22 protein-coding genes and 1 pseudogene are annotated in these 26734 nt (G+C 70.2%); 10 read left to right on the forward strand and 13 right to left on the reverse strand.

The window, feature by feature from the left end:
- Positions 1 to 55 precede the first annotated feature (55 nt).
- The 4 genes from galE (at position 56) to idi (ending at position 4366) form a co-directional block, all read left to right on the forward strand.
- A complete protein-coding gene (gene galE / locus ACIPEK_RS14830; protein ID WP_401995372.1) occupies positions 56 to 1036 on the forward strand; it encodes a UDP-glucose 4-epimerase GalE in 981 nt (326 codons plus the stop codon).
- A gap of 166 nt (positions 1037 to 1202) precedes the next feature.
- Positions 1203 to 2144, forward strand: a complete 942-nt coding sequence (locus ACIPEK_RS14835) for a cation diffusion facilitator family transporter (RefSeq protein ID WP_401995375.1) — start codon at positions 1203 to 1205, stop codon at positions 2142 to 2144.
- 210 nt (positions 2145 to 2354) lie between these two features.
- On the forward strand, positions 2355 to 3623 hold the full coding sequence (locus ACIPEK_RS14840) for a bifunctional class I SAM-dependent methyltransferase/N-acetyltransferase (protein ID WP_401995378.1): 1269 nt from the start codon (positions 2355 to 2357) through the stop codon (positions 3621 to 3623).
- 149 nt (positions 3624 to 3772) lie between these two features.
- Positions 3773 to 4366, forward strand: coding sequence for an isopentenyl-diphosphate Delta-isomerase (gene idi, locus ACIPEK_RS14845; RefSeq protein WP_327271596.1), 594 nt, complete (start codon positions 3773 to 3775; stop codon positions 4364 to 4366).
- Positions 4367 to 4405: 39 nt separating this feature from the next.
- Here idi and ACIPEK_RS14850 read toward each other — a convergent pair whose 3' ends face one another.
- Together ACIPEK_RS14850 and ACIPEK_RS14855 are read right to left on the reverse strand one after the other, a co-directional pair.
- The gene (locus tag ACIPEK_RS14850; protein ID WP_327271597.1) at positions 4406 to 4861 is read right to left on the reverse strand and encodes an ATP-binding protein; all 456 of its coding nucleotides are present in this window, start codon (positions 4859 to 4861) and stop codon (positions 4406 to 4408) included.
- A gap of 134 nt (positions 4862 to 4995) precedes the next feature.
- Entirely contained in the window at positions 4996 to 5619 is a 624-nt protein-coding gene (locus ACIPEK_RS14855) for an HdeD family acid-resistance protein (RefSeq protein WP_401995381.1), read from the reverse strand.
- An 80-nt stretch (positions 5620 to 5699) separates the two neighbouring features.
- Here ACIPEK_RS14855 and ACIPEK_RS14860 point away from each other — a divergent pair, with 80 nt between their 5' ends.
- Complete coding sequence (locus tag ACIPEK_RS14860) at positions 5700 to 6458, forward strand: enoyl-CoA hydratase/isomerase family protein (protein ID WP_401995384.1); 759 nt, start codon at positions 5700 to 5702, stop codon at positions 6456 to 6458.
- A gap of 11 nt (positions 6459 to 6469) precedes the next feature.
- Here ACIPEK_RS14860 and ACIPEK_RS14865 read toward each other — a convergent pair whose 3' ends face one another.
- The gene (locus ACIPEK_RS14865) at positions 6470 to 7108 is read right to left on the reverse strand and encodes a DJ-1/PfpI family protein (protein ID WP_401995387.1); all 639 of its coding nucleotides are present in this window, start codon (positions 7106 to 7108) and stop codon (positions 6470 to 6472) included.
- A gap of 54 nt (positions 7109 to 7162) precedes the next feature.
- Entirely contained in the window at positions 7163 to 8125 is a 963-nt protein-coding gene (locus tag ACIPEK_RS14870; protein WP_401995390.1) for a GlxA family transcriptional regulator, read from the reverse strand.
- Between the two features lie 134 nt (positions 8126 to 8259).
- Here ACIPEK_RS14870 and ACIPEK_RS14875 point away from each other — a divergent pair, with 134 nt between their 5' ends.
- Together ACIPEK_RS14875 and ACIPEK_RS14880 are read left to right on the forward strand one after the other, a co-directional pair.
- Entirely contained in the window at positions 8260 to 9123 is an 864-nt protein-coding gene (locus ACIPEK_RS14875; protein ID WP_401995393.1) for a hypothetical protein, read from the forward strand.
- Positions 9124 to 9247: 124 nt separating this feature from the next.
- Positions 9248 to 11674, forward strand: coding sequence for a Tex family protein (locus ACIPEK_RS14880; RefSeq protein WP_401995396.1), 2427 nt, complete (start codon positions 9248 to 9250; stop codon positions 11672 to 11674).
- 135 nt (positions 11675 to 11809) lie between these two features.
- Here the strand turns inward: ACIPEK_RS14880 and ACIPEK_RS14885 are convergent, their stop codons facing one another.
- From ACIPEK_RS14885 to ACIPEK_RS14905, 5 genes and pseudogenes are all read right to left on the reverse strand, one after another.
- Complete coding sequence (locus ACIPEK_RS14885; protein ID WP_401995399.1) at positions 11810 to 13447, reverse strand: ABC-F family ATP-binding cassette domain-containing protein; 1638 nt, start codon at positions 13445 to 13447, stop codon at positions 11810 to 11812.
- A 110-nt stretch (positions 13448 to 13557) separates the two neighbouring features.
- Positions 13558 to 14382: pseudogene (locus ACIPEK_RS14890) on the reverse strand (BCCT family transporter).
- A 21-nt stretch (positions 14383 to 14403) separates the two neighbouring features.
- Complete coding sequence (locus ACIPEK_RS14895) at positions 14404 to 14553, reverse strand: hypothetical protein (protein WP_401995407.1); 150 nt, start codon at positions 14551 to 14553, stop codon at positions 14404 to 14406.
- Between the two features lie 75 nt (positions 14554 to 14628).
- A complete protein-coding gene (locus tag ACIPEK_RS14900) occupies positions 14629 to 15936 on the reverse strand; it encodes a M14 family metallocarboxypeptidase (protein WP_401995410.1) in 1308 nt (435 codons plus the stop codon).
- Complete coding sequence (locus ACIPEK_RS14905; RefSeq protein WP_401995413.1) at positions 15933 to 17945, reverse strand: Xaa-Pro dipeptidyl-peptidase; 2013 nt, start codon at positions 17943 to 17945, stop codon at positions 15933 to 15935. Before ACIPEK_RS14905 ends, ACIPEK_RS14900 begins: the two co-directional genes overlap by 4 nt.
- A 210-nt stretch (positions 17946 to 18155) precedes the next feature.
- Between ACIPEK_RS14905 and ACIPEK_RS14910 the strand changes: the two genes are divergently transcribed.
- Together ACIPEK_RS14910 and ACIPEK_RS14915 are read left to right on the forward strand one after the other, a co-directional pair.
- On the forward strand, positions 18156 to 19658 hold the full coding sequence (locus ACIPEK_RS14910; protein WP_401995416.1) for a M1 family metallopeptidase: 1503 nt from the start codon (positions 18156 to 18158) through the stop codon (positions 19656 to 19658).
- 160 nt (positions 19659 to 19818) lie between these two features.
- Positions 19819 to 20862 (forward strand): LacI family DNA-binding transcriptional regulator, encoded by a 1044-nt coding sequence (locus tag ACIPEK_RS14915; protein ID WP_401995419.1) that lies wholly within the window; start codon positions 19819 to 19821, stop codon positions 20860 to 20862.
- On the opposite strand, the gene ACIPEK_RS14920 is transcribed toward ACIPEK_RS14915, so the two are convergent.
- On the reverse strand, positions 20825 to 21742 hold the full coding sequence (locus tag ACIPEK_RS14920) for an oxygenase MpaB family protein (RefSeq protein WP_401995422.1): 918 nt from the start codon (positions 21740 to 21742) through the stop codon (positions 20825 to 20827). The genes ACIPEK_RS14915 and ACIPEK_RS14920 overlap by 38 nt on opposite strands.
- 290 nt (positions 21743 to 22032) lie before the next feature.
- Here ACIPEK_RS14920 and ACIPEK_RS14925 point away from each other — a divergent pair, with 290 nt between their 5' ends.
- The gene (locus ACIPEK_RS14925; RefSeq protein ID WP_401995425.1) at positions 22033 to 22983 is read left to right on the forward strand and encodes an oxygenase MpaB family protein; all 951 of its coding nucleotides are present in this window, start codon (positions 22033 to 22035) and stop codon (positions 22981 to 22983) included.
- Between the two features lie 450 nt (positions 22984 to 23433).
- On the opposite strand, the gene ACIPEK_RS14930 is transcribed toward ACIPEK_RS14925, so the two are convergent.
- The 3 genes from ACIPEK_RS14930 to ACIPEK_RS14940 all read right to left on the reverse strand — a co-directional run bounded on the left by ACIPEK_RS14930 (position 23434) and on the right by ACIPEK_RS14940 (position 26734).
- Positions 23434 to 24624, reverse strand: coding sequence for a serine/threonine-protein kinase (locus ACIPEK_RS14930; protein ID WP_401995428.1), 1191 nt, complete (start codon positions 24622 to 24624; stop codon positions 23434 to 23436).
- 717 nt (positions 24625 to 25341) lie between these two features.
- Positions 25342 to 25974: a TetR/AcrR family transcriptional regulator gene (locus ACIPEK_RS14935; protein WP_383072914.1), complete on the reverse strand. Its 633-nt coding sequence runs from the start codon at positions 25972 to 25974 to the stop codon at positions 25342 to 25344.
- A gap of 283 nt (positions 25975 to 26257) precedes the next feature.
- Entirely contained in the window at positions 26258 to 26734 is a 477-nt protein-coding gene (locus tag ACIPEK_RS14940; RefSeq protein WP_401995431.1) for a macro domain-containing protein, read from the reverse strand.

Consider the following 26734-nt stretch of genomic DNA (forward strand, 5'->3'; position numbering starts at 1 on the left):
GTCGATCCCCGCCTCGGCTGACAAAACGCGATGGCATACACCTAGGCTGACCCGCATGACATGGCTGATCACAGGCGGAGCGGGATATATCGGTGCACATGTAGTGCGGTCCATGGCGGGTGCCGGTGAGCGGGTGGTCGTCCTCGACGACCTTTCGACCGGTGTCGTCGAGCGGCTCCCGGCGGATGTTCCACTGATCCGGGGCTCGGCCGCCGACCGTGCGCTGCTCGACCGGGTGCTGGCCCAGTACGACGTGAGCGGTGTGGTGCATCTCGCAGCGAAGAAGCAGGTCGGCGAGTCCGTCGAGAAGCCGTTGCTGTACTACCGGGAGAACCTGGCCGGGCTGACCGTCCTTCTGGAGGCCGTCGTCGCCGCCGGTGTGCGGCGCTTCCTGTTCTCGTCCTCGGCCGCGGTGTACGGCGTACCGGATGTGGAACTCATCACCGAGGACACTCCGTGTGTTCCGATCAATCCGTACGGTGAGACCAAGCTCGCCGGGGAGTGGCTGGTCCGGGCGACCGGGAGGGCGCACTCCCTGTCCACCGGCTGTCTGCGCTACTTCAACGTGGCCGGAGCGGCCGCGCCGGAACTGTCGGACACCGGTGTCTTCAATGTGATTCCGATGTTCTTCGACCGGCTGACCCGCGGCGAGGCCCCCCGGATCTTCGGTGACGACTACCCGACACCCGACGGCACCTGCATCCGCGACTACATCCATGTCGCGGACCTCGCCGACGCGCATCTCTCCGTCGCCCGGAGGCTGGCCGAGCAGGACGCCGGGGACCTGACCGTGAACATCGGCCGCGGCGAGGGCGTCTCGGTGCGTGAGCTCGCCGATCTGGTGGGCGAGGTCAGCGGCCGGCCGGAGAAGCCGGAGATCGAGGCGCGCCGCCCCGGCGACGCGGCAAAGGCCGTCGCGTCCGCCGTCCGGATTTCCGAGGAGCTCGGCTGGACGGCCCGGCGCGGGGTACGCGAGATGGTCGAGTCGGCCTGGCAGGGCTGGTGCCTGCACCACCCCGAGGCACGCGGCAACTGAGCCGTCAGCGATCGCCCCACAGCCCTGACCTGCAAGCATTTCCGCAGGTCAGGGCATATGACAACGGTGTTCAGTGCCGTGTTGCCGGATACCCCCCACCCGTAGTTCACTGGCAGTGCTCGGGCGGATCGCGTCCGAGTCCGCGAGACGACCGGGAGGCGTCCCCATGGGGGCAGGGCACGACCACGGGCACACACACGGCGGACCACCGCCCACCGGCACGGCAGCTGCCGCATACAAGGGACGGCTGCGGATCGCGCTGTGCATCACACTCACCGTGATGGTCGTGGAGATCGTCGGCGGACTGCTCTCCGACTCACTCGCCCTGATCGCCGACGCGGCCCATATGGCGACCGACGCCCTGGGTCTGGGCATGGCACTGCTGGCGATCCACTTCGCCAACCGGCCGGCCGGGCTCAATCGCACCTTCGGCTTCGCCCGCGCCGAGATCCTCGCCGCCCTGGCCAATTGTCTGCTGCTGCTGGGTGTGGGCGGCTTCCTGCTCTTCGAGGCGATCCAGCGCTTCATCACCCCGGCCGAGACCAGGGGCGGACTGACGATCGTCTTCGCCCTGGTCGGCATGGTCGCCAACATGATTTCCCTGTCGCTGCTGCTCCGCGGCCAGAAGGAGAGCCTCAATGTGCGCGGCGCCTATCTGGAGGTGCTCGCCGACACACTCGGCTCGTTCGCCGTGCTGATCTCGGCGGGAGTCATCCTGGCCACGGGCTGGCAGGCCGCCGACCCGATCGCCTCGCTGGTGATCGGCCTGATGATCGTCCCCCGCACGGTGAAGCTGCTCAGGGAGACGCTCAATGTGCTGCTGGAGGCGGCGCCCAAGGGCGTCGACATGGCTGAGGTACGTGCCCACATCACCGCCCTGCCCGGAGTGCTGGACGTCCATGACCTGCATGCCTGGACGATCACGTCGGGAATGCCGGTGCTCTCCGCCCATGTGGTGGTGCGTCAGGACATGCTCGACTCGATCGGTCACGAGAAGCTCCTCCATGAACTGCAGGGCTGCCTCGGTGTCCACTTCGACGTGGAGCACTGCACATTCCAGCTGGAGCCGAGCGGCCATGCCGAGCACGAGGCCAGGCTCTGCCACTGAACTGCCGTTCAGCAGGGCCGTGTAGGGTATTCGCCGAGGTGTATGGGCCTCCCCGTGTCCGAGAGAGGAGCTGAGGTTGATGACCGTCGCGACGGCGCCTGCCCGGCGCAGCATCCGGTCCCTCTTCATCTCCCGGGTTCTCGGCTGACGCCCCGACTCGCACCGGGTCGACACGTTGGCCGGAGCCCTCACACGCAAGGGTTTCCCACGTTGACCGACAACGATCACGCCATCCGTTCCGAGGCGTTCTTCTCCCTGCACCACAACCTGCCCCGGCAGAGCCCCGGCTCCGATGCCACCACCCGGCGGCTGCTGGAGCTCACCGGCCCGTTGCCACGCCGTCCGCGCGTCCTGGACCTGGGCTGCGGTCCCGGCCGCGCCGCACTGCTGCTCGCCGCCGAGGCGGGCGCCGAGGTGACCGCCGTCGACCTCCACGAACCGTTCCTCGACGAACTGCGCGAGGCGGCCGAAGCCCGTGGGCTCGGCGACCGCATCCGTACGGTCCGGGCCGACATGGCCGAGCTCTGCGGCCCCGACTTCCCGGACGGGTCGTTCGATCTCGTCTGGGCCGAGGGGTCCGCTTACATCATCGGTTTCGACACCGCACTGCGTGACTGGAAGCGGCTGCTCGCCCCGGGCGGCTCCCTCGTCGTCAGCGAGTGCGTCTGGACGACGGACACGCCGACGGACGAGGCCCGCGCCTTCTGGGAGCAGGAGACTGCGCTGCGCCCCGTGGCGGCCAACACCGCGGCAGCCGTGGCGGCCGGTTACCACGTCCTCGGGGTGTGGGTGCAGCCCGACAGCGACTGGGACGAGTACTACGTCCCGCTCGCCGAGCGTGTCGAGGCCGCCGACACGTCGGCTCCCGGTATGGAGTGGGCGCTCGCGGCGAGCCGCGAGGAGCTGGCCATGCGGCGCGACCACGGTGCGGAGTACGGCTACGCCTGCTACGTACTGCGCCCTGCCGACCCGCGCTGGACGACCCGGCCGGAGACGGCGGCGGACATCGAGGCCATGCACGCGGTCAATGCCGCCGCGTTCCCGACGCCGGACGAAGCAGCTCTCGTCGACGCGCTGCGCGCCGATCCGGCGGCCTGGCTGCCCGGCCTCGGGTACGTCGCGCTGGACGGCCCGGACGGCGGGATCGCGGCGTACGCGCTGCTGACCCGCTGCCGGGTCGGGGACGCGCCGGTGCTCGCGCTGGCCCCTGTGGCGACGGCCCCGGACCGTCAGCGGCAGGGCGCCGGACAGGCCGTGGTGCGGGCCGTGCTCGACGCGGCCCGGCTGCGGGGCGAGCCGCTCGTCCTGGTGCTCGGTCATCCCGAGTACTACCCGAAGTTCGGTTTCGTACCGGCGTCCCGGTACGGGATCCGGCCGGGCTTCGACGTCCCGGACGAAGCGATGATGGCTCTGGTGCTCGACGACTCCGCTCCGGTGCCGCGGGGCACGATCCGTTACCCGGCGGCTTTCGGCGTCTGACGTGCCGTCCGGCCCCGCCGTGCCCCCGGGGTGCGGTGGGGCCGGACATGCCAGGACCCCGAAGTGCGGACAAGCGGCTTTTGTACGGCAGACTTGAGCGGACTCGACGGGACCGGCGCACGGGGCCGGGACCATAGCGAAGGATGGGTATGCCGACCACACCAGCCACCGCGGCGAACAGCTCGTCGAACGGCACAGCAGAAGCGATCATGCTCGAACTGGTCGATGAGAACGGCACCACCATCGGTACGGCGGAGAAGCTCGCCGCCCATCAGCCGCCCGGTCAACTGCACCGGGCCTTCTCGGTGTTCCTCTTCGACGAGCAGGGCAGGCTGCTGCTGCAGCGCCGCGCGCTCGGCAAGTACCACTCCCCCGGTGTCTGGTCGAACACCTGTTGCGGCCACCCCTACCCGGGTGAGGCGCCCTTCGCCGCCGCCGCCCGGCGTACGTACGAGGAGCTGGGGGTTTCTCCCTCCCTGCTGGCGGAGGCGGGCACGGTCCGCTACAACCACCCCGACCCGGCCTCCGGCCTGGTGGAGCAGGAGTTCAACCATCTCTTCGTGGGAATGGCGCAGGACCAGTTGCACCCGGACCCGGAGGAAGTCGGCGAAACCGCGTTCGTGACAGCCGACGAGCTGACCGAGCAGCATGCCCGGGCGCCGTTCTCGGCCTGGTTCATGACCGTGCTGGATGCCGCACGACCGGCGATCAGGGAGCTGACCGGACCGTCCGCCGGCTGGTAGCGAGCGGAGGGCACCGGGTGCCGCAGCGAATGCGGGTGGTCAGAGCTGCGGGCGCAGCGGCAGTGCCGCCCAGATGATCTTTCCGCCGCCTGCGGTGTGTTCCACATCGCAGGCGCCGCCCGCTTCCCGGGTGATCTCCCGGACCAGGAGCAGGCCGCGCCCGCCGGTCTGCGCGTAGTCCGTCTCCAGGGCCGTCGGACGGTAGGGGTGGTTGTCCTCGACGGACACTCTGACCCATTCCGCGCCGACGGCCACCTCGACGGCGAGTTCCGGCGAGAGCAGCGCGGCATGTTTCACGGCGTTGGTGACCAGCTCGGAAACGATGAGCAGCAGGCCCTCGGCGATGTCGTCGTCCATCGGCACGCCCTGGCGGTTCAGCAGGTCGCGTACAGCGTGCCTGGCCTGCGGTACGGAGACGTCCACGGCCGGGGCGGTGAACCGCCAGACTCCCTCGTACGACACGGGCCGGGCGGGGACACTCCCGCGGCTCTCCATAGTCCGGTACCCGCTCTCGACTCGATGGTGACTGCACATCGAGTACAGAGTGCGGGGCGTAGTTGGCCCGGGCCGTGCTACTGCACAAAAGTCGACTTCTATCGACAGGTTTTGACCGGACAAGCTCGAAACCATCAGCTCCTGGACCGGTCCTGATCCTCGCCGGTGGGCGCGTCCGGCAGCTCTCCGGCCACTTGTTGATCCGAGACCATGGAGACGATACGGCGGCCGCCGACCCCGATCGCGATCAGGCCGAGCCCGTCGAAGAGCAGCGCCAGCGAGAAGAAGAGGCCGAGCACGTAGAGGCTGCTGTGCGGCCAGTCGAAGAGCACCAGCAGCCCCAGCAGCAGGCCGAAGGCCCCTTGCAGCAGCGTCCAGCCGAACTGCGGACCACGCACCACGACGCTGCCCACCAGCCGGAACACCCCACCGGTCAGGAAGAGCAGCGCGGCGAACATGGTCAGCGCCTCGGCCGTGCCGTGCGGATGGCGCAGGACGACGACTCCGGCGGCGATGTTCAGTGCGGCCACCACGACGCCCAGCCAGAAGTAGTTGGTGCCGCGGGACTCGATGGCGTGGAGCAGCCCGACGAGGCCGCCGATCAGCAGAAGCCAGCCGAAGAGGAGCATCGAGGTCAGCGTAGCGACGCCGGTGTAGACGAGGCCGACCAGCCCGGCCACGACGAGAAGGGTGCCGAGCAGCGCCAGCCGGCCGAAACTACGGCTCAGCTTCTTGCCCTCGGCTGCGGGATCGGCCACGGGAAGCTCCTCACGGTGCGTGCCTGTCCGGGGACCCCTTCTTGATCATAGGTTCGAACCGTACGGATAGCATCCGGCGCATGGACCGTACGGAACCCCGGCTGGAGCACACCGTCGCGGGCGGTGTCGCCACTGTCGTCATCAGCAACCCCGCCAAACGCAATGCGATGACGGCCGCGATGTGGAGCGCGCTGCCCGGTCTGCTGCAGCGGCTGGCCGCCGACCCTGCGGTCCGGGTGCTCGTGCTGACGGGCGCCGGCGACACCTTCTGTGCCGGTGCGGACATCTCCTCGCTCCGGGATCCGGCGGGCGATCCGCAGGCGCTCGCCCTGGTGGCCGAGGAGGCGCTGGCCGCCTTCCCCAGGCCGACGCTGGCGGCGGTCCGCGGCTACTGCGTGGGGGGCGGCAGCCAGCTCGCGGCCGCCTGTGATCTGCGGTTCGCCGAGGATGGTGCGTCGTTCGGCGTGACACCGGCCAAGCTCGGGATCGTGTACGCCGCGTCGTCGACCCGGCGGCTGGTGGCGCTGATCGGGCCGGCCGCCGCGAAGCATCTGCTGTTCTCGGGAGAGCTGATCGACACCGCACGGGCGCTGCGGACCGGTCTGGTGGACGAGGTGCTGCCGGCCGGTGAGCTGGACAAGCGGATCGACTCGTACGCACGGACCCTGGCAGCACGCTCGCAGCTGACGCAGGCGGCGGCGAAGGAGTTCGCCACAGGACGCGAGGACCGGGACGCCTACTGGGCGGAGCAGGCGCGGCGCAGCGGCGACACCGCGGAGGGTGTCGCCGCGTTCCTGGAGCGGCGCGCGCCGCGCTTCACCTGGACGACGGGGTCCTGACGCCCCCTCGGCTACTGCTCGAGGACGAAGCGGCTCTTGGTGCGGAACTCCTCGACCAGTGCCGCCGGGGCCTTCGCCGGTGAGCCCGCGTCGTACGGCGGCTGCGGGTCGTACTCGGTCAGCAGTTGTACGGCCATGGCGTGCTCGTCGTTCGCGATCCGGCCGAGCAGGGTGAGCCCCATGTCGATGCCGGACGAGACGCCCGCTGCCGTGACGTACTTGCCGTCGACGACAACGCGTTCGCCGGTCGCGTCCGTGCCGAAGCCCTTCAGGATGTCCAGCGCGAGCCAGTGCGATGTGGCGCGGCGGCCCTTCAGCAGTCCGGCCGCGGCGAGCAACAGCGAACCGGTGCAGACGGAGGTGGTCCAGGTGCTGGTGGCGTCGGCCGTGCGCAGCCAGCCGAGCAGTGTCTCGTTCTCCATCTGGTCGCTCTGGCCGGGGCCGCCGGGGACGACGATCACATCCGGTGCCGGTACGTCGGCGAAGGTCTTGTCGGCGACGAGCGCGAGGCTGCCGTTGTCGTTGCGCACGGGTCCGGTCCGTTCGGCGACGAACACGGTCTCGGCGCCGGGGGTGCGGGCGAGCATTTCGTAGGGGCCCACGGCGTCGAGTGAGGTGAAGCGGTCGAAGAGGACGATGGCGATCTGCATGGGGTTCCTTCTCGTCGGTCGGTGACGTCGGTCGGACGTCGGCGGAGCGGTCGGTCAGCCGATGGCGGGCTGGGTCCGGAAGCGTCGGCGGTATTCGGCGGGTGCCGTGCCGAGGGCCTTGATGAACGCGCGGCGCATGGCCTCCGGGGTTCCGTAGCCGCAGGCGCGTGAGATGCCGGTTACGCCATCGGTGGTGTCCTCCAGCAGCCGACGGGCGTGTTCGAGGCGTACCCGGTCGACGTAACGGCCCGGTGTGAGGCCCGTCTCGGCCTGGAAGGCGCGGGCGAAGTGGCGGGGCGAGAGGCGGGCACGGGTGGCGAGCGCCTCGACGGAGAGATCGTCGCCGGGGTGCTCGGTGATCCAGTGCTGGACCTCGCGCAGCGGTTCGCGCCGGGCGGTCTGGGCGGTGAGCTGGGCGCTGAACTGGGCCTGGTTCCCGGGTCTGCGCAGAAAGACCACCAGGTGGCGGGCGACGGTGAGCGCGATGTCCCTGCCGTGGTCCTCCTCGACGAGTGCGAGGGCGAGGTCGATACCGGCGGTGACTCCGGCGGAGGTGGCCAGCCTGCCGTCGCGTACGAAGATCGGGTCCGGGTCGACCTCGACCGCCGGGTAGCTGCGGGCGAGGTGCTCGCAGACCGTCCAGTGCGTGGTCACCCGGTGCCCGTCCAGCAGTCCTGCCGCGGCGAGCAGCAGCGCACCGGTGCAGACGGAGACGAGCCGTTCGGCGTGTGCGGCGTGGTCCCGCAGCCAGCCGACGAGCGCCGGGTCGGGGGTTCGGGTGCCCTCGCCGCCCGGGACGAGGAGGGTGTGCGGCGGTTCGGCGTCGGCGAGGCCGCCGTCCGGGACGAGGGTCAGGCCGCTGCTGGTACGGACCGGGGCGCCGTCGAGGGAGGCGGTGCGCAGTTCGTACCCGGCCCCGGGGAAGTGGGAGGCCCCGGCGAAGACCTCCACCGGGCCGGTCACATCGAGGCTCTGGACGCCGTCGAAGAGGACGACGAGTACGGATCGCTGCGTCATGACTGCCATCCTGGGCAACCAGGAGCAAGGCCGCAATGACGAAAAGCCCACCTTTTCTGCCATGTCGGGGCTCGCACGGATTGGGCGTCGCCCCGGGGTTACGGGACGTACCGACCAGTCGGTAACGTTCTCGTATGAGTACTCTGCCGCCGCGCTTTGGACGCCGCTGCCACAACGCCATCAACCCGTTGCACTCGACGGTCTACTTCTCCCCCGACCTCGGCAAGGAGCTCGCAGAGCTCGGCATCGACGACTCGAACGCCGCCTACTTCGCCGCGCGCGGGGCGGCGCTGGGCGCCGTCGGCCCCGGCACGGTCACCGCGGCCTTCTACAACTTCAACCACGACCTCGTCGCCCGGCACCTGCCCGCCATATGGTCCGTCGCCTCGCCGCAGGCGGTCCTGGACGCCCGGCTGCGCGCCGCCGACTCCACGCTGCGCCGACTGCTGGGCGAGGAGATCATCACCTCCCCCGAACTGGCCGAGGCGGCCGGACTGGCGCTCCGCGCCGCCGAGGCGTGCACCCGACACGCCCGGCCGCTCTACGCCGCCCATGCCGATCTTCCGGTGCCCGAGCAGCCGCATCTGGCGTACTGGCACGCGGGGGCGCTGCTGCGCGAACACCGCGGCGACGGCCATCTCGCAGCTCTCCTCGCTGCCGGTCTCGACCCGGTGGAGGCCCTGGTCAGCCACACGGCGACCGGTAAGGGAATGTCCCCGCGCTGGGTCCTCGCCACCCGCGGCTGGCGCCGCAGCGACTGGGAGGAGGCCTCCGAGCGGCTGCGCGGGCGTGGACTCCTGGACGGCGAGGGCGAATTGACGGAGGCGGGTGTCGCACTTCGGGCGGATCTGGAGGACGCCACGGACCGGATGGACCAGGCCCCGTACGAGCATCTGGGCGAGGAGGGTGTGGCGCGGCTGACCGAGCTGGCGCGCGGATTCCTGTTCACGGCGGCCTCGGCGGGCGCATTCCCGGCCGATCTGATCGGCAAGGGCTGAGCCGCCGACCGGCGGACAAGTGGGGTGGTCGGGCGACACGGCGCCCGACCACCCGGCACAATGCAGGCGAAGGGGCCCCGCCCCGGTAAGCACAGCCAGTACGAGAAGGCGAGTCGGTAGAACCGTGACGACGTCCATCGAAGGCAGGATCGCCGAGGAGCTCGGCGTACGCGAGCGGCAGGTGAAGGCGGCCGTCGAGCTGCTCGACGGCGGGTCGACCGTGCCGTTCATCGCGCGCTACCGCAAGGAAGCGACCGAGATGCTCGACGATGCGCAGCTGCGCACGCTCGAGGAGCGGCTGCGGTATCTGCGGGAGCTGGAGGACCGTCGTACGGCGATCCTCGACTCGGTACGCGAACAGGGCAAGCTGGACGAGGCGCTGGAGGCGCAGATCCGGGCCGCCGACACCAAGGCGCGCCTTGAGGACATCTATCTGCCATTCAAGCCCAAGCGGCGCACGAAGGCTCAGATCGCCAGGGAGGCGGGGCTCGAACCGCTCGCCGACGGCCTGCTCGGCGACCCGTCGGTGGAACCGCTCGCCGCCGCAGCCGCCTTCGTCGACGCCGACAAGGGCGTCGCGGACGGTGCGGCCGCACTGGAGGGGGCCCGCGCCATCCTCACCGAGCGGTTCTCGGAGGACGCCGATCTGATCGGTGAGCTGCGTGAGCGCATGTGGTCGCGCGGGCGGCTGGCCGCCAAGGTGCGGGACGGCAAGGAGGAGGCGGGGGCGAAGTTCGCCGACTACTTCGACTTCACGGAGCCGTTCACCGCGCTGCCCTCGCACCGGGTGCTCGCGATGCTGCGGGGCGAGAAGGAGGACGTACTCGACCTGGTCATGGAGCCGGAGGAGCCCTCCGAGACGCCCGGCCCTTCGACGTACGAGAGCATGGTCGCCCGGCGCTTCGGGGTCGGCGACCGCGGCCGCCCCGGCGACAAGTGGCTCGGCGACACCGTGCGCTGGGCCTGGCGGACCCGGATCCTGGTGCACCTCGGTATCGATCTGCGGCTGCGGCTGCGTACGGCGGCGGAGGACGAGGCGGTACGCGTCTTCGCGTCGAACCTGCGCGATCTGCTGCTTGCCGCGCCGGCCGGGACTCGGGCCACGCTGGGGCTCGACCCCGGTTTCCGCACGGGTGTGAAGGTCGCCGTCGTCGACGCGACCGGCAAGGTCGTCGCGACGGATGTCATCCACCCGCACGTCCCGGCGAACAAGTGGGACCAGTCGCTGGCCAGGCTGGAGCAGCTGGTGAAGGCCCACGCCGTCGACCTGATCGCGATCGGCAACGGTACGGCGTCCCGCGAGACCGACAAGCTCGCCGGTGAACTCATCGACAAGCACCCCGAGTTGAAGCTCACCAAGGTGATGGTGTCGGAGGCGGGCGCGTCGGTGTACTCGGCCTCGGCCTTCGCCTCGCAGGAGCTCCCCGACATGGACGTGTCGTTGCGCGGCGCCGTCTCGATCGCGCGGCGGCTGCAGGACCCCCTCGCAGAGCTGGTGAAGATCGACCCGAAGTCGATCGGTGTCGGCCAGTACCAGCACGACCTGTCCGAGGTGAAGCTGTCGCGCTCGCTGGACGCGGTCGTCGAGGACTGTGTGAACGGTGTCGGTGTCGACGTCAACACCGCGTCGGCTCCGCTGCTTTCACGGGTCTCGGGAATCGGATCGGGGCTGGCCGAGAACATCGTCGCGCACCGTGATGCGAACGGGCCGTTCCGGTCCCGCAAGGCACTCAAGGACGTGGCGCGGCTGGGCCCGAAGGCGTACGAGCAGTGCGCGGGCTTCCTGCGCATCCGGGGCGACGATCCGCTGGACGCGTCGAGCGTGCACCCGGAGGCGTACCCGGTGGTCCGGTCGATGGTGAAGCGGACAGGCAGTGACGTCGCCTCGCTGATCGGTAACACGAGTGTGCTGCGGTCGCTGCGGGCCGACGACTTCGTGGACGAGAAATTCGGTCTGCCGACCGTTACCGACATCCTGAAGGAGCTGGAGAAGCCGGGGCGTGACCCGCGCCCCGCGTTCAAGACGGCCACCTTCAAGGAGGGCGTCGAGAAGATCGGTGATCTGGCGTCCGGGATGGTGCTGGAGGGCGTCGTGACCAATGTCGCGGCGTTCGGTGCGTTCGTGGACATCGGTGTGCATCAGGACGGCCTGGTGCACGTATCGGCGATGTCGCGCACCTTCGTGAAGGACCCGCGGGACGTCGTGAAGCCGGGCGACATCGTGAAGGTCAAGGTTATGGATGTCGACATTCCGCGGAAGCGGATCTCACTGACGCTGCGGCTGGACGACGAGGCGTCGGCGGGGGGCGCGTCCCAGGGCGGCGGGCCCAGGCGGGAGCGGGGCGAGCGAGGCGGCCAGGGTGGTGGCCAGGGTGGCCGGCCGCCGCGGCAGCGGCAGGGGCAGGGCGGTCAGGACCGGGACCGGCGCGGTGGCGGTGGCGGTGGCGGCGGCTCTGCCCGTCCGGCGCCGGCGCCGGTGAACAGCGCGATGGCGGATGCGTTGCGGCGGGCCGGGCTGGCGGATCCGAAGCAGGGCGGTAAGAGGGGCTGACGTCGGGGGTGGGTGGGGGTGGGGTGCGGTCCGCTGTGCGGGGCCCTCCCTCCCCCGCCCCTTCCCGAAGCCGTGGCTCAGCCCCGGACCCAGCTCCTCAAACGCCAAACGGGCTGACAATGCCCGAGGAGCCCCTCACAGCTCCTTCACCTTGCCGTCCACCACCTCGACGCGCCTCGTCGTCCGTACCGCTTCCAGCATTCGGCGGTCGTGCGTGACCAGCAGCAGCGTCCCCGTGTACGACTCCAGCGCCGATTCCAGCTGCTCGATCGCGGGCAGGTCGAGGTGGTTCGTCGGCTCGTCCAGGACGAGGAGGTTGACGCCCCTGCCCTGGAGCAGGGCGAGCGCCGCCCTCGTGCGTTCGCCCGGTGAGAGTGTCGTCGCAGGACGCGTCACGTGGTCCGCGCGCAGGCCGAACTTGGCGAGCAGCGTGCGGACTTCAGCCGGTTCGGTGTCGGGGACGGCCGCGCAGAACGCCTCCAGGAGCGACTCCGAGCCATGGAACAGCTTGCGCGCCTGGTCGACCTCTCCGACCACCACTCCCGAGCCGAGCGTCGCGTGCCCGGCATCCAGCGGCAGGCGGCCCAGAAGTGCGGCGAGGAGGGTGGACTTGCCCGCCCCGTTGGCACCGGTGATGGCGACCCGGTCCGCCCAGTCGATCTGCAGGGATGCCGGGCCGAAGCTGAAGTCGCCGCGTACGACCTGCGCTTCGCGGAGAGTTGCCACGACCGAGCCGGAACGGGGTGCGGCAGCGATCTCCATCCGCAGTTCCCACTCCTTGCGCGGCTCGTCGACGACATCGAGCCGTTCGATCATGCGCTGCGTCTGCCTGGCCTTCGCGGCCTGCTTCTCGCTCGATTCGCTGCGGAACTTGCGGCCGATCTTGTCGTTGTCGGTGGCCTTGCGGCGAGCGTTCTTGACGCCCTTGTCCATCCAGCCGCGCTGCATCTGCGCGCGGCCTTCGAGGGCGGAGCGTTTGTCGGCGTACTCCTCGAACTCCTCACGGGCATGCCTGCGAGCCCGCTCGCGCTCCTCCAGATAGGCCGCGTATCCGCCGCCGTAGAGGTTGATCTGCTGCTGGGCCAGGTCCAGTTCGAGGACCTTGGTGACCATACGCATCAGGAATTCGCGGTCGTGGCTGATGACGACCGTGCCTGCGCGCAGCCCGGAGACGTAGCGTTCCAGCCGCTCCAGGCCGTCCAGGTCGAGGTCGTTGGTGGGCTCGTCGAGCAGGAAGACGTCGTAGCGGGAGAGCAGGAGGGAAGCCAGGCCCGCGCGGGCTGCCTGGCCCCCGGAGAGTGCGGTCATCGGCAGGTCGAGGCCGACGGTCAGTCCGAGGTCGGCGGCGACCTCCTCGGCGCGCTCGTCCAGGTCCGCCCCGCCGAGAGCCAGCCAGCGTTCCAGCGTCTCGGAGTACGCGTCGTCCGCGCCCGGCGCCCCGTCGACGAGAGCCTGCGTCGCCTCGTCCATCGCGGTCTGGGCGTCGGCGACGCCGGTGCGGCGGGCCAGGAACTCCCGCACGGTCTCCTGCGGACGCCGCTCCGGCTCCTGCGGGAGGTGGCCGACGGTGGCGGTGGGCGGGGAGAGCCGCAGCTCGCCCTCCTCCGGCCGGTCGAGTCCGGCGAGCAGCCGGAGCAGGGACGATTTACCGGCACCGTTGACACCGACGAGACCGATCACATCACCGGGCGCGACGACGAGGTCGAGTCCGGCGAAGAGTGTGCGGTCGCCGTGTCCGGCGGCGAGGTCTTTGGCGACGAGAGTGGCAGTCATCAGGGTGTCGATCCTAATCGGCGGCCACGGAGGGCGGAGCAGCCCGGCCGGTCACGGTTCGCGGAGCAGGTGCGGGCGCGGGCGCGGACGGTGGGGGCGGCGGGCCGTCGTCAGTCGTCCTGTGGGCTTGGTGGGCTTGCGGGGCCCGGCCTGGGGCCCTGGCCCTCGTGGAGCCCGGTGGTGATCCGGCTGCCGCCCGGGCCGATCCGGATCTCGAAGTCGCCGGCATACTTCGCGTGCCCTTCGATGACCGCTGGTTCGACGGCTTCCACGCCGAACTCGTGTCGTACGATCAGCGGGTCCTGACGCAGGTCCCGCATCAGCGCCACACACATAACGATCGTCACGAAGGTGAACGGCGCGGCCACCAGGATCGTCAGGTTCTGGAGTCCGGCGAGCGCATCGCCCTCGCCGTTGCCGATGAGCAGCATGATCGCCGCCACCGCTCCGGTGACCACGCCCCAGAACACGCCCCAGAAGACGACGATCCACTTGGCCGGTTCGAGGATGCCCTTCCGGGAGAGCGTGCCCATCACGATGGACGCGGCGTCCGCGCCCGAGACGAAGAAGGTGCCGACCAGGATCATGACCAGCAGGCTCATCGCCGTTGCGATCGGGAACTGCTGGAGCACTCCGAAGAGCTGGGCCTCCTGGGTGACGGCGGTGCAGAGCTTGCCGCCCTCCTGCGGGCTGATCGTCGTACCGCCGAAGATCGCGAACATCAGGCCGATGCCCATGCCGACGCTGGACATCATGGCGACCCAGGACACGGTGTGGAATTCGGGCTCCTCCCCTTCCTGCCCGAGTGCGATCTTCCCGTAGCGGCTGATGGCGAGTCACAGGGCGAACACCACGAAGCCGGACGCGGCGAGCATGAAGGCCCAACCACCATTGTGGATCGGAGCGTTGAGCATGGAGCTGGAGGAGTCCGCCAGCGAGTCGGCGGCCGCGGCTCCTCAGACCACGAAGGCGGGAGCGAGGACGGCGGTGACCGAGAACACCACCTGGTCGGCCGTGGGGTGCCGGTCCCGGTCCGGGGCACCGGGGAGGTCCGCCGTCACCGGCAGATCCCCCCGGCCACCCATTCGCTGTTCGTCCAGCGACACGAATGGCACCTTCCACGGACGGCCGCGATTTCACTCTCCGTAGACAGTGCCACACGTGGCGCTCACCTCATGGGATCAACAAGCTGTGTCGGCTTGACCGTTTGTGAGGTGATATGTCGCCCGCTCGTCCAGGAGGAGCGGGATCAGATTCCGGGCCTGCTGCCGCAGCGGTACGTACGCTCCGTCACCGTCGGGCCGGGAGGTGACGCCGTGCAGGGCGAGTTCGTCCTTGATGTCGTCGAACTGGGCCTTGGTGAGCCGGTATCCGCACGGCGGGTCCTGAAGGACCTGACCGGCTTGGGGTGACTCGTTGTCGGCGCCGCCGAGATAGATGGGACCGCGGTCCTTGAGCCCCGCGGCGCGGGATGCGGCGGTGGCGGCCTCGATCCGGCCGCGCCGCTCGTCGGTGAAGGCGAACAGACCGTCCAGTGCGGCGAGTTGCGAGTTCACGCGGCGTCGGCTGTTGAGTGCGGGGTCGGCCTTCTCGGCGTCGGTGAGCGCGTCGACGCGGGATTCGATGAGCAGGCCGACGGCGTGCTTGATACCGGAGGTGTTGCGCAGGATGCGCTCCTGTCCGTCGCCCGCGGTCTGTTTGATCGGCTCGCCGGTGACCGGGTCGGTCCAGATGCCGTAGAGGCCGCTGCTGTAGCCGGCTTCCTTGGCGGTGGGGCGTACATACCCTTCGGCGAGGGTCTGCGATTCACCGTGCACCCGGTCGGAGGCGTTGAGGTTCCGGGGCCACAGGACGAAGAGGTCCTTGTCGTAGTACGGCGGGGTGGCCCCGTACTCGTGCAGGTCGTAGATCACATCGGGCTTCCGGTCGCGGATGACCGCCGCCATGGCACGGGCCTCGGCGGTCTGCAGCGCGATGTGGTCGCGGTTGATGTCGACGCCGTCGGAGTTGCCGCGGGTGTTCGCGGCGCGCCCGTCGGGGTTGGCGGTGGGCACGACGAGGACATTGGTACGGGAGAGGAAGGCGCGGGTCGACCGGTCCTGGGCATAGGCCAGATCGCGAATGGTCGTCAGACACGCTTCGCGGCCGGACGGTTCGTTGCCGTGCTGACTGCAGATCAGCAGCATCGTGTCGGCGGTGGGTCGGTGGTTGCCGATGCGGACGAGCTGGAGCGGGCGGCCCTGCTTCGTCGTGCCGATCCGGTCGACGGAGACCCGGTCGCTGCCCCGGTCGACGGTTGCCAGGAAGGACTGTTCCTCCGGCTGGCTGGTCCAGCGGGCCCCGTTGCTGATCTCGAAGCCGGTGCGGGGCTGGGCGTGCGCGGCCTCGGCAGGCACGGTGACCAGGGGTACGGCCAGAACGGCGGCCGCGACCGTCAGGACCAGGTTACGGCGGACGGGCCGGCGGGCGGACGGGATACGGGGTGTCATGAGCGGCTGCCTCCCGGGATGCGATGGGCGGGACGCGGCGGCGCCACGCCCTCGGAGTGGACTGCGCGGGGGGTGGCTGTCGCGGGTGCGGAACCCGCGGTGGCACGTACGAAGGCTCCGGCGCCGCCGACGAACGGCAGCTTCGCGGACGTACGGGCCAGGTCGAGGGTGAGCGAGGGCTCGGAGTCCGGCGGGTCGATGAGGTCCCGGTCGGTGCCGGCGACGATCAGGGCGAGGCGGTGTCCGGCCGGGACGACATGGTCGGTGGCCGCCAGATCGATGGTGATCGTGTAGGCCCTGCCCGGGGTGAGGGGGCGACCGTGTCCGGCGGAGGCGTAGGTGCCGAGGTCTGCCCAGCCGCGGCTGATGACGGTCAGGTCGACCGTGACTGTGTCGGCCCGGGTGTCCTTGAAGCAGGAGCTGTCCCCGGTCGTGCTCGCGCCCCAGCAGGTGCGGTCGTCGAGAGTGGTGATGCCTTCGCCGGACGATCCGTAGTCGCGGACGGTGTCGGGGCCGATGTCCACGAGGACCGCGGAGAGATGGGCGGTCGATGTGGTCGGGGTGGCGGTGACGGTCACCGTGGACGATCCGGAGAGCCGAAGGTCCCGGGTGAGCGGCGCGGTGCGGAATCCGGCCTTGTCGCCCGTGGTCCGGTCCAGGTCGGCGGCCCACTCCGTCTCGCTCTGCGCCGGATCGTCGGTGAACGTCTCGCCGGCGCCGGGACGGGCGGGCTTCAGGGCGAGGGTGCCGACGCCGGGCGCACTGCCGGAGCCGGGGCGCACGGTGGTGGTGTGCGTGGTGCGGGGCGGCCAGACCCTGTCGGTGGACCACTGGTCGGGGTGGCGTTCGATGTCGGCCATCGGTTCACGGTCGATGCCGTTGTCGTAACCGAGGAGGTAGTGGTCGAACCAGCGGTGCAGTGTGTCGACCCATTCGGCGCGCCGGTAGTCGAACGGGTCGACGTGTCCGGTCTGCGAGAGCCAGATCTTGCGCTCCACGCCCTGGTCCGCGAGGGCGTCCCACCACTGGCCGAGATGCTTGGCGCGGACGTTGAGGTCCTGCATGCCGTGTACGGCGAAGACGCTGGCCCGCACTTTGCGGGCGTCCTTCACGTAGTCGCGGTCGCTCCACAGCTTCGTCAGGTCGCCGGTGCGCGGCGCCTCGTCGACGAGCTGCTGCTGGACGGCGGCGCAGCGCCCGCGCGCCTCGGGGCTCTCCACATAGTCGGAGAGCCAGTCGGGGCCGCTGTTGTAGAGAGGGGCGCCCTGGGCGAAGTAGTAGTCGTACCAGGACGAGATGGCGCTGATCGGCACGATGGTCCGCAGCCCGTCCACTCCGGTCGCCGCGACACCGTTGGCGATGGTGCCGTCATAGCTCTTGCCGATCATTCCGGTGCGGCCGTTGGACCAGCCGGCCGTGGCGCGGTCGCCGCCGGTGCGGGTGGTGTATCCGCGGGCGCGGCCGTTCAGCCAGTCGATGACGGCCTTGGCTGACTGCACATCGGAGCGGCCGCCGACGTCGATACAGCCGTCGGAGCGATTGGTTCCGGCCAGATCGACGGCGACGAAGGCGTAGCCGCGCGGCACGAAGTAGTTGTCGTAGTAGAGGGGGAACTGGACGGGTCGGCCGTCGGCGTCGTACGTCTTGAGCTGGCTCTCGTTGCCGCGGCCGCAGCAGGAGTAGTAGGGGCTGGCATCCATGATCACGGGAATCTTCCGGCCCTGCAGGGCGGGTTCGCGCGGCCGGACGACGTCGACGGCGACGCGGTCGCTCTTCCCGTTTCCGTCGCCGTCCAGCCCGGTGTCGACCCAGACGGATTCACGGACGGCGTTCTCGTACGAGTAGACGGGCCTGCTCTCCAGGGGTCCGGATTGCTGGGCGCTGTTCTCCGGGGGCCGTGCGGCGCCCTGTGCACCTGCCGGTGAGAGCAGGACGGTCATCAGGGCGGCGACGGCCGCCACCACCAGCGATCTGTACGTCAAGCGGGTGCCCCGCGCACGTATCGGCATGGGCGGAAGGTACCCCGGTCAACTCCTGTGCAACAGGGGGCGATCAGTGGTGAACATTACGTGCCCATGCCGTATCGCTACCGTGTGCCATGTCGGCCGAATGACGATCATGTGACAGCTATGGCCATGGACACGACTGATGCGACAGTCGCTGAATAGTGTCGACGTGACGGTTCGAAAGATCATTCGCCCCGACGAATTGGAGCATTCGTGCACCGCAGATTCATCGTCCCGAGCGCACTCGCGGCCTCCCTGCTGCTGGCGATCCCGGCCTCGGCCGCCGAAGGCACCGCGGGCGCCCCGGGCATCGGCGACCCCTACTACCCGGCCAGCGGCAACGGCGGCTACGACGTTTCCCACTACGACCTGCGGCTGAAGTACCAGCCCGCCACCGACCTGCTGGAGGGCACGGCGACGATCCTCGCCACGACCACCCAGGAACTCTCCCGTTTCAACCTCGACTTCGGGCTGGACGTCTCCGAGGTGCGGGTGAACGGCAAGAAGGCCGGTTACGCCAGGAGCGGCGAGCAGGAGCTCGAGATCACCCCGGCTGCAGCCCTGGCGAAGGGCAAGGCCGTCTCGGTGGTCGTGCGGTACGCCGGAAAGCCGTCGGAGGTGAAGATCAACGGCTGGACCTCCTGGGTCCGTACGCCGGACGGCGCGGTGGCCGCGCAGGAGCCGGAGTCGGCCGCGTGGTGGTTCCCCAGCAACGACCACCCGCTCGACAAGGCGACGTACGACATCTCGGTGTCCGTGCCCGACGGCACCCAGGCGATCAGCAACGGCACGCTCCAGTCGCAGAGTTCGAAGCTCGGCTGGACCCGCTACAACTGGCGCTCCGCAAAGCCGCAGGCGACGTATCTGACGACGCTGGCCATCGGCAAGTTCGACATCACCACCGACACCACGTCGGACGGGCTGCCGGTCGTCAACGCGTACAGCAGGGATCTCGGCGCCAACGGCGGTGCGGCACGCGCCAGCATCGAGCGGACCACCGAGGTCGCCGAGTGGCTGACGGAGGTCTTCGGACCGTATCCCTTCGATGCGCTCGGCGGTTACTCCCCCAATGTGAAGAGCGGTTTCGCGCTGGAGACGCAGACCAGGCCCTTCTACAGCCCGAAGCAGTTCGCGAACGGTGCGAACGTCTCGGTCGTCGTCCATGAGCTGGCGCACCAGTGGTACGGCGACAGCGTGTCCCTCAAGGGCTGGAAGGACATCTGGATCAACGAGGGCTTTGCCCGCTACAGCCAGTGGCTGTGGTCGGAGAAGGAGGGCGAGGGCACCGCGCAGGAGCTGGCGGACTACACCTACGCCCAGCATCCGGCGGACGACGCCTTCTGGACGGTGAAGCCGGGCGACCCGGGCCCCGACAACCAGTTCGACGCGGCCGTCTACGACCGGGGTGCGCTGGCGATCCAGGCGCTGCGCGACAAGGTGGGCGACAAGACGTTCTTCGAGCTGCTGAAGGGCTGGCCGGCCGAGCATGCCTACGGGAACGCGAGCGTGGGGGACTTTGTGACGTACGCGGAACGGGTCTCGGGCCGGCCGCTCGCCGACTTCTTCGACAGCTGGCTGTACCAGCCGACGCGGCCTCAGGCCCCGGCGGCGGTCGCGGCGCGCTCCTTGCGCACAACCACGCAGCCCGCGCAGCCCGCGCAGCCCGCTTCATGGAAGCAGATCGCGGCCACGAACACGATTCACGACCACCGCTGACGGTCCGCGGATCGGCTCCGGTCACCGTCGCCCCGCTCTCCTCGGCGGGGCGACGGTGACCGGCGGACAGCCGGGGCGGACGGTTAGGCTGATGGCGTCGGTGCTGTCCGGCCGGCCCCGGCCGTATCCGGCCCGATCCCGCGCGTACGAGGAGCGTCCCTTGCCCGGTCCGACCCCCGATTCCCCTCGCGATGTCCGCCCCACACTGGAAGCCGTGGCAGCCCTCGCCGGGGTCTCACGGGCGACGGCCTCCCGCGTGGTGAACGGCGGGGCGGGGGTGCGGCAGCCGCTCGTGGAACAGGTACGCAAGGCGGTCGACGAGCTCGGCTACGTTCCGAACCACGCCGCGCGGACCCTGGTCACCCGGCGCAACGGCGCGGTCGCCGTGATCATCGACGAGCCGGAGTTCCGGATCTTCTCCGACCCGTTCTTCTCCCAGCAGATCCGCGGCATCAGCCGCGAACTGAACGTGTACGACGCCCAGTTGGTACTTCTCATGGTGGAGGGAAGCGGGGACTTCGACCGGGTCGCCCGCTATCTGGCCGGCGGCCATGTGGACGGCGCGCTGGCGTTCTCGCTGCACATGGACGACGAGCTCCCTTCAATCATCCGCCGGTTCCGGGTGCCCACGGTCTACGGCGGCCGCCCCGGCCGGCCGGGGGCTGCGTCCGAACTGGCCGTTCCCTACGTCGACTGCGACAACCGGGGCGGCGCAGCGGAGGCCGTACGCCATCTCGTCTCCCTCGGCCGTCGGCGGATCGCGCACATCGCCGGACCGCGCGACCAGACATCGGCACTCGACCGGATCGACGGCTACCGCGATGTGCTGCCCGAAGGCGATCCCGCACTGCTCGCGGAAGGCGACTTCACCGTCGAGGGCGGTGCACGGGCGATGACGCAACTCCTTGAGCACCAACCCGATCTCGACGCGGTCTTCGCCGCCAACGACCTGATGGCCTCGGGTGCCCTGCGGGTGCTGCGCGAGCGTGGTCGCAGGGTGCCGGAGGAGGTGGCCCTGGTCGGCTTCGACGACATGGTGTCGATAGCCGAGACCACCGAGCCCCCGCTGACGACGGTCCGTCAGGACATCGAGGGAATGGGCAGGTTGATGGTGCGGATGCTGATGCGGCGGCTGAACGGCGATGGCGACGAGCTCGAGTCCGTGATCACGCCGACCCAGCTGGTGCGCCGGGCTTCCGCCTGAGCTTCCCGTCGCCCCGGACGGCCTCGCGGTGCGCCACCCGCGCCCGGCGCGCGTACGGCAGATAGCGCAGCCGCTCGGGCAGCGCGGGCACGACGCGCCGAACCACCCCGCAGAACCGCCGCAGCTTCCGCTCCTGCGCGTCCGTCCACTCGAGCCCGATCGCCGCCCGTGCGTCCGGCGGCATCAGCCCGATGGTCACGAAACGGCGGAACCGGGCCAGTGGCGGGAGCAGCACCGGCCACAGCGCCTTCAGCAGCAGCCGGACGGGCAGCGGCCCACGGTCCGGCGGAGGTACGGGGCGGTCGGTGGCGATCAGGTCCTCGACGACGACGGTCAGCTCGATCTCGTCGGCGAGCACCTTTCGGAAGTACGGCCAGAATTCCTCGATCGTCTGCGGCATGTCCCGGTCGTGAATGCCGAGAATCCTGCCCACCTGGAGCCACTCCCGGTACAGGGCCCCTTCCTGCGCGTCGGTGAGCGGCCGGACGAGATAGCGCGCGGCGTGCTGGTAGACGGGGAAGCCCGTGGCGTGCACCCACGCATAGTTCGCGGGGGACAACGCATGGTAACGGCGCCCCCGGGTGTCGGTGCCCTGGATGGTGCGGTGGAGCTTGCGGAGCCTGCGGCCTTCCTCGGCGGCCGCCTCGCCCCCGTACACCCATAGCTGGAGCGATCGCAGCGACCTCTCGCCGCGCCCCCATGGGTCCGTACGGAAGACGGAGTGTTCGTCGACGCCCGCACCGACCGCCGGGTGGGCGACCTGGAGAGTGAGGGCGGCAGGCAGCATCAGGAGGGCGCGGATGTCGCCGGAGAGGCTCCAGAGCACGCCGCCGGGCGGCGGCGGGGCGGGTATGCCACCTCCAGCTGCTTCGGTGTTCATGCGGTGCTCCCGACGGTCGACGGGGCGTGCGGCTCGGCGCCCGCCCCTTGTGCGATCCAGTATGCGATCGCTTCCGGGCCGGTGCGCACGGGCCCCTGGGATGCCTTCTCCGGCGCCTGCGCGTCGACGGTGCTGACGCGACTGATGAAACAAGTCGATAGTATTTGTATCTTTGACTCCTCGGATTCGACGATCCATCAGATTCCTTGTAAATCAATGGAGTTGGGCAAAAGAGGAGACGAAAGAAGCAGGGCTCGCACGAACTCGGCACCCGGACAGGAGGGCGCACCATGGGCCGTTACAGCCGTCTGCGCGAGATCCGCCGGATGGATCCCGCGCGCGATTACGCCGAGATCCTCCGACTGATCTCGCAGTACGAGTTCCCCTGGGACTACCGGCAGGGCGTGAGCGTCGCGTTCCTCCGCGACTACGGAGCCCCCCGGATCTCCGTGCTCCTCGACCGCACTCAGGAGTTCGAGCGGTCCGGGCAGAAGCGGTACGACGACACGGTGCTGCTCGGGTACGAGATGGCCGCGGACGGCTTCGACTCCGAGCGCGGCAGGGCCGCGGCGCGTCATCTCAATCGGATCCACGGCAAGTACCGCATCCCGAACGAGGACTTCCTCTATGTCCTCGCGACAACGGTCGTGGGCCCGAAACGCTGGATCGACCGGTTCGGCTGGCGCCCGCTGTGCACGCACGAGGTCCAGGCACTGGCGGAGGCCGGCCGGAAGACGGCGGCGATGATGGGCATCGAGGGGGCTCCTGAGTCGTACGAGGGGTTCGAGCGGCTCCTCGACTCGTACGAGGAGCGGATGTTCGCGTACGACCCGGCCAACCGACGGGTTGCGAACGCCACGTTCCGGATCATGGCCGGCTGGTATCCGCGGCCGTTGCGCCCCCTCGTGGCGCGGTTCTCGCTCGCTGTGCTGGACGAGCGGCTGCTCGTGGCGCTGGGCTTCCGTCCGCAACCGCACTGGGTGCGGTCGTCGGCCGCGGGAGCTCTGCGGCTGCGTGCGCGTTGCGTACGGTGGCTGCCGGCCCGGCCGCACTGGCTGCCCTCGCGCCCGCAGCCTCGTTCGTACCCCTTCGGCTGGCGGCTCGACGACCTCGGCCCGCACTGGGCGCGCAGCCGTCCTCTGGAGCCCCTGCCCGACGAGACGGGCTCCCTCCCCACCGCCGACGGCTCCAGGGCGATTCTTTCGGATCATCCGAGGGCCCGGCCGACGACGGACGCGTGAAGCCGCCGAGACCCGCTCGGCGGTCGGCCCGGAGGCAGTCGTCGTACCGGCCGCGTACATGAACCCGCTGGTGACACGGTCGTCACCCGAGGACCGCATCTCGACGGAACCGCAGGGACAAAGCGCCACGTGATCAGCCGGTTCCGGCTGTGATCCAGACGAAGGGACCTAGTAGTACTGCAACCGCATCTGGAGGTTGTGGCCTCGGCGTTTGCGGAGGCATAGGCCAGGAAGGTGCCGATCTTGAAGGTGTGGCACTGCCTGGCGCGTTTCAGGGCGCCCGGGAAGGCCGACAGGGCCATCAGGGTCCCGGCAGCGGAGGTGAAGTGCCCCTTGTCCTTGCCGTCGTCGTAGCCGCTGAACCCGACCCGGCGCCCGACATCGGGAGGCCCGTGGGAGGCCCGTGGGAATCCCGGGCAGCGGCCGGCCGTACGGGGCGGCGTGCGTGCGTCAGACGAAGCACTCCAGGATCAGCGGCAGATCCTTCAGCCACTCCTGGAGGCGGGCCCGCCTGCGAGCGGCGAGCAGGGACTGGTGGGTGGTGCCGTTGTGGAGGCGGACGGTGACCTTGAGGTGTTTGGGGCCCTCGACCGCGTACTCGACGGTGCTGATCTCCGCCCAGGTGAACGCCTGGTCCCCGGCCTTCGAGCCGAGCACGACACCCCCGGCGTCGACCAGGAGGGAACTCTCCGGGGCAAGCGCCACGAAGGCGAGGTCGCTGTCGTCCGGTGCGTCGCCCACGGGGGCGGCCTCGGTGGGCGCCTGGTGCAGGGGGACGGCGCTGGACGGTGCGTAGGCGGGCAGCGGGGGAATCGCCACGGTGGGGGAGTACGTCGTACCGTCCGGCACCAGCAGGTCCAACACGCCGTCCGGTGTGGGCCGTTGGTCCGGTTCCTTGGCGAGGCACGCCGCCAGGACCGGCCGCAGGCCGTCCGGCACCGCGGCCAGGTCCGGTGCCTCGTGCACCGACCGGTACATCAGGCCCATCGGCGTACCCGCACCGAACGCGCTGCCGCCCGCCGCCGCGACGAGCACCGCCCCCAGCGCGAACACATCCGCGGCGCCGCCGACCTCAAGCCCCTGCGCCTGCTCGGGCGCCAGGAACCCCGGCGTCCCGAACGCCACACCCGTGGCCGTCAGACGGGTCGACTCCAGCGCCCGCGCGATGCCGAAGTCCAGGACCCGCGGGCCGTCCGCGGCCATGATGATGTTGCCCGGCTTCAGATCACGGTGCACCAGGCCGCAGCCGTGGATCGCCACCAGCGCCTCGGCGAGCGCCGCGCCCAGCTGCCGCAGCCGCGCCTCGTCCATCGGCCCCTCGGCTTCGAGCAGCGCGGCGAGCGTGGGCCCGGGAACGTACGCCGTGGCCAGCCAGGGCGCCACCGCCGCCGGGTCCGCGTCCACCACCGGGGCGGTGTGGAAGCCGCCCACGCTGCGCGCGGCCGCGACCTCGGCCCGGAACCGCTCCCGGAAGTGCGGGTCGGCCGCGAGCTCCGGGCGCGCCACCTTCACGGCCACCGCACGCCCGCCGCGCGAACGCGCGAGATACACGGTGCCCATCCCGCCGGCCCCCAGCTCCCGCTCCACCGCATACCCGCCGATACGATCCGGCAGGCCCGCACCGTTCACCCCGTACCCCATGCGCTGTAAGCCTTCCCCTGTGCTCGGCGCATCAGTATGACTCAGCGCCCGGGGCCCCGGCGCCGCGGGGCCCCGGCGCCGCGGGGCCCCGGCGCCGCGGGGCCCCGGCGCCGCGGGGCCCCGGCGCCGGTGGTGCGGGCGGTACGGGTGGTACGGGTGGTACGGGCGGTGCGACGGTTGCCCTGTGACGAGACCTTCACGGCTGTGTCCCGGCTGTGTGCCACCCGTCGGTCGGCCGAAAATCGATGATTAGCCTGGCGACGCTCAAGGGACCCCTGGGGGACGTCGGAGCAGCTGGACGGAAGTGGGAACAGACATGGGCGGTCGTGACGGACACGTGGTGTCAGCTCAGATACTCAGGCCGGCTGGGACCGGGTTGGGGCTGGCCGTCTTCGGGGCCGGTGTCGTGGGGTGCGGTCCCGAGGAGGAAACGGATATTTCGGCGGGGGTAAGAGCGGTGACACCTTTGCCACCCCTCCGCCGGGCACCGCGCCCGAGCCGCTGTGGCGGGCGGCTGCCGCGAACACCAGCCTGTCCGGCAACGAAACGCTCGCGGTGATCGGGAACGTGGCCTGGTGTCGGGCGACGGGCGAAGCGGGCATGGAACCCGGCTATCCCCTCGGACCATGACTCGACCTGCTCCATCGTCAACGCATCAGCACACAGTCACATCAACGACAGCGACCAAGACCCGTCACGCCAGATGCGGTTGCACTACTAGCCCGCGGCAAGCAGCGGCACCAGATATCGGCGTGCGAACGCCCGCACCTGCGCGTCGTCGTCGAGCTCGAAACAGCTGACGGGGTTGAGGAGGAAGGAGACCGTGATCCGCACCATCAGCTCGGCGACCGGTGTCGGATCGCTCACCGGCCGGCCTTCCGCACGCCGGGCATGGCGCAGCCGGTCGGCCAGGTACTCACGGATGGCGAGGAAGGCCGGCCCGCTCTCCAGGGTCAGAAAGGGAAGCATGGTCTCGGGCTCCAGCCTCAACAGTCCACCGATGAGCGGATGTTCACGAATGTGCCCGAGGACGGCGGCGAAACCCTCGACGAGCCGGTCCTCCGTCGTGGGCAGTGCGGCGACCGCGTCGTCCACTTCCACGACGAAGCGCCGGTACTCGCGCAGCAGACAGGCCGAGACCAGGCTGTCCTTGTTGCCGATCCGCCGGTACACGGTGACCCGCGAGACCCTGGCGCGTTTGGCGACGTCATCGACGGTCGAACGGCGCAGCCCGAAGGTCATGAACTGCTCACGCGCGGCGTCGAGGATCTGCTCGCTCAGCGCGTCGGACGGCGGCGTCTCGCTGAGCGCCCGGGCCAGCAGCGTCTCGCTCGTTCTCGGTGCCGCCATGGGCCCTCCCCGTTCCGCCGCTTCCACCCCACCATAGAAGCCGATACACAGTGACCTGCCCCGTTTCTCTGTAACTCTCCCCCGCTCCAGGGCTCTTCCCCCTGAAGGCTGCCCTGCACTCCGCAGGGGGCGCCCGGCGCGAACGAAGACGCATGGACACCGGCTGCGCGCCGGGTGTCCCGCGGGGTCGTCCCGCACGGTTCAGATCCCGGCCGGCCTGCGGCCCGCCACGCAGCAGCGAACCGGCCGACCGTCGCGAACCTCTGCTCCGGATGGCAGTGCACTAGTCGAAGTCATACACCGTCACCGCTATTCCCCGGCTCAGCAGCCGCTTCTCTATCAGCGGCTCGATCCGGGACCACTTTCCGCCCGCCAACCCGCAGCCGATCCGCGGCATATGGACCGGAGCCGCCAGCTCGACGGCCCGGTCGGCCACGGCCCCCAACGCCGTGTCGATCGCCTCGTAGCGCACGGGTACCCCCTTGCTGCCCGTGCGCATCCCCCGCTGGCCCACCATGTTCGCCACCCAGAGGTACGGACTCACCTGGACGAACTGCGTCGCACCCAGGGCGAAGTCGTTGTCCGCGCGCTCCCGGTGCCAGTGGCGGTAGGCCGTCTCCGGTTCGGGCCAGCGGCGCGAGACGGCCAGGACGAAGCCCTTGCCCCAGCCGCCCAGGTCGTTGCAGACATGCGCGATCAGCCTGACGCCCTTGCCCTGTGGGGCGGTGGCGTCCCCCCGTACATACGTGATCTCCGACAT

It is taken from the genome of Streptomyces sp. NPDC088246 (assembly GCF_044741025.1).
Lineage (GTDB): Bacteria > Actinomycetota > Actinomycetes > Streptomycetales > Streptomycetaceae > Streptomyces.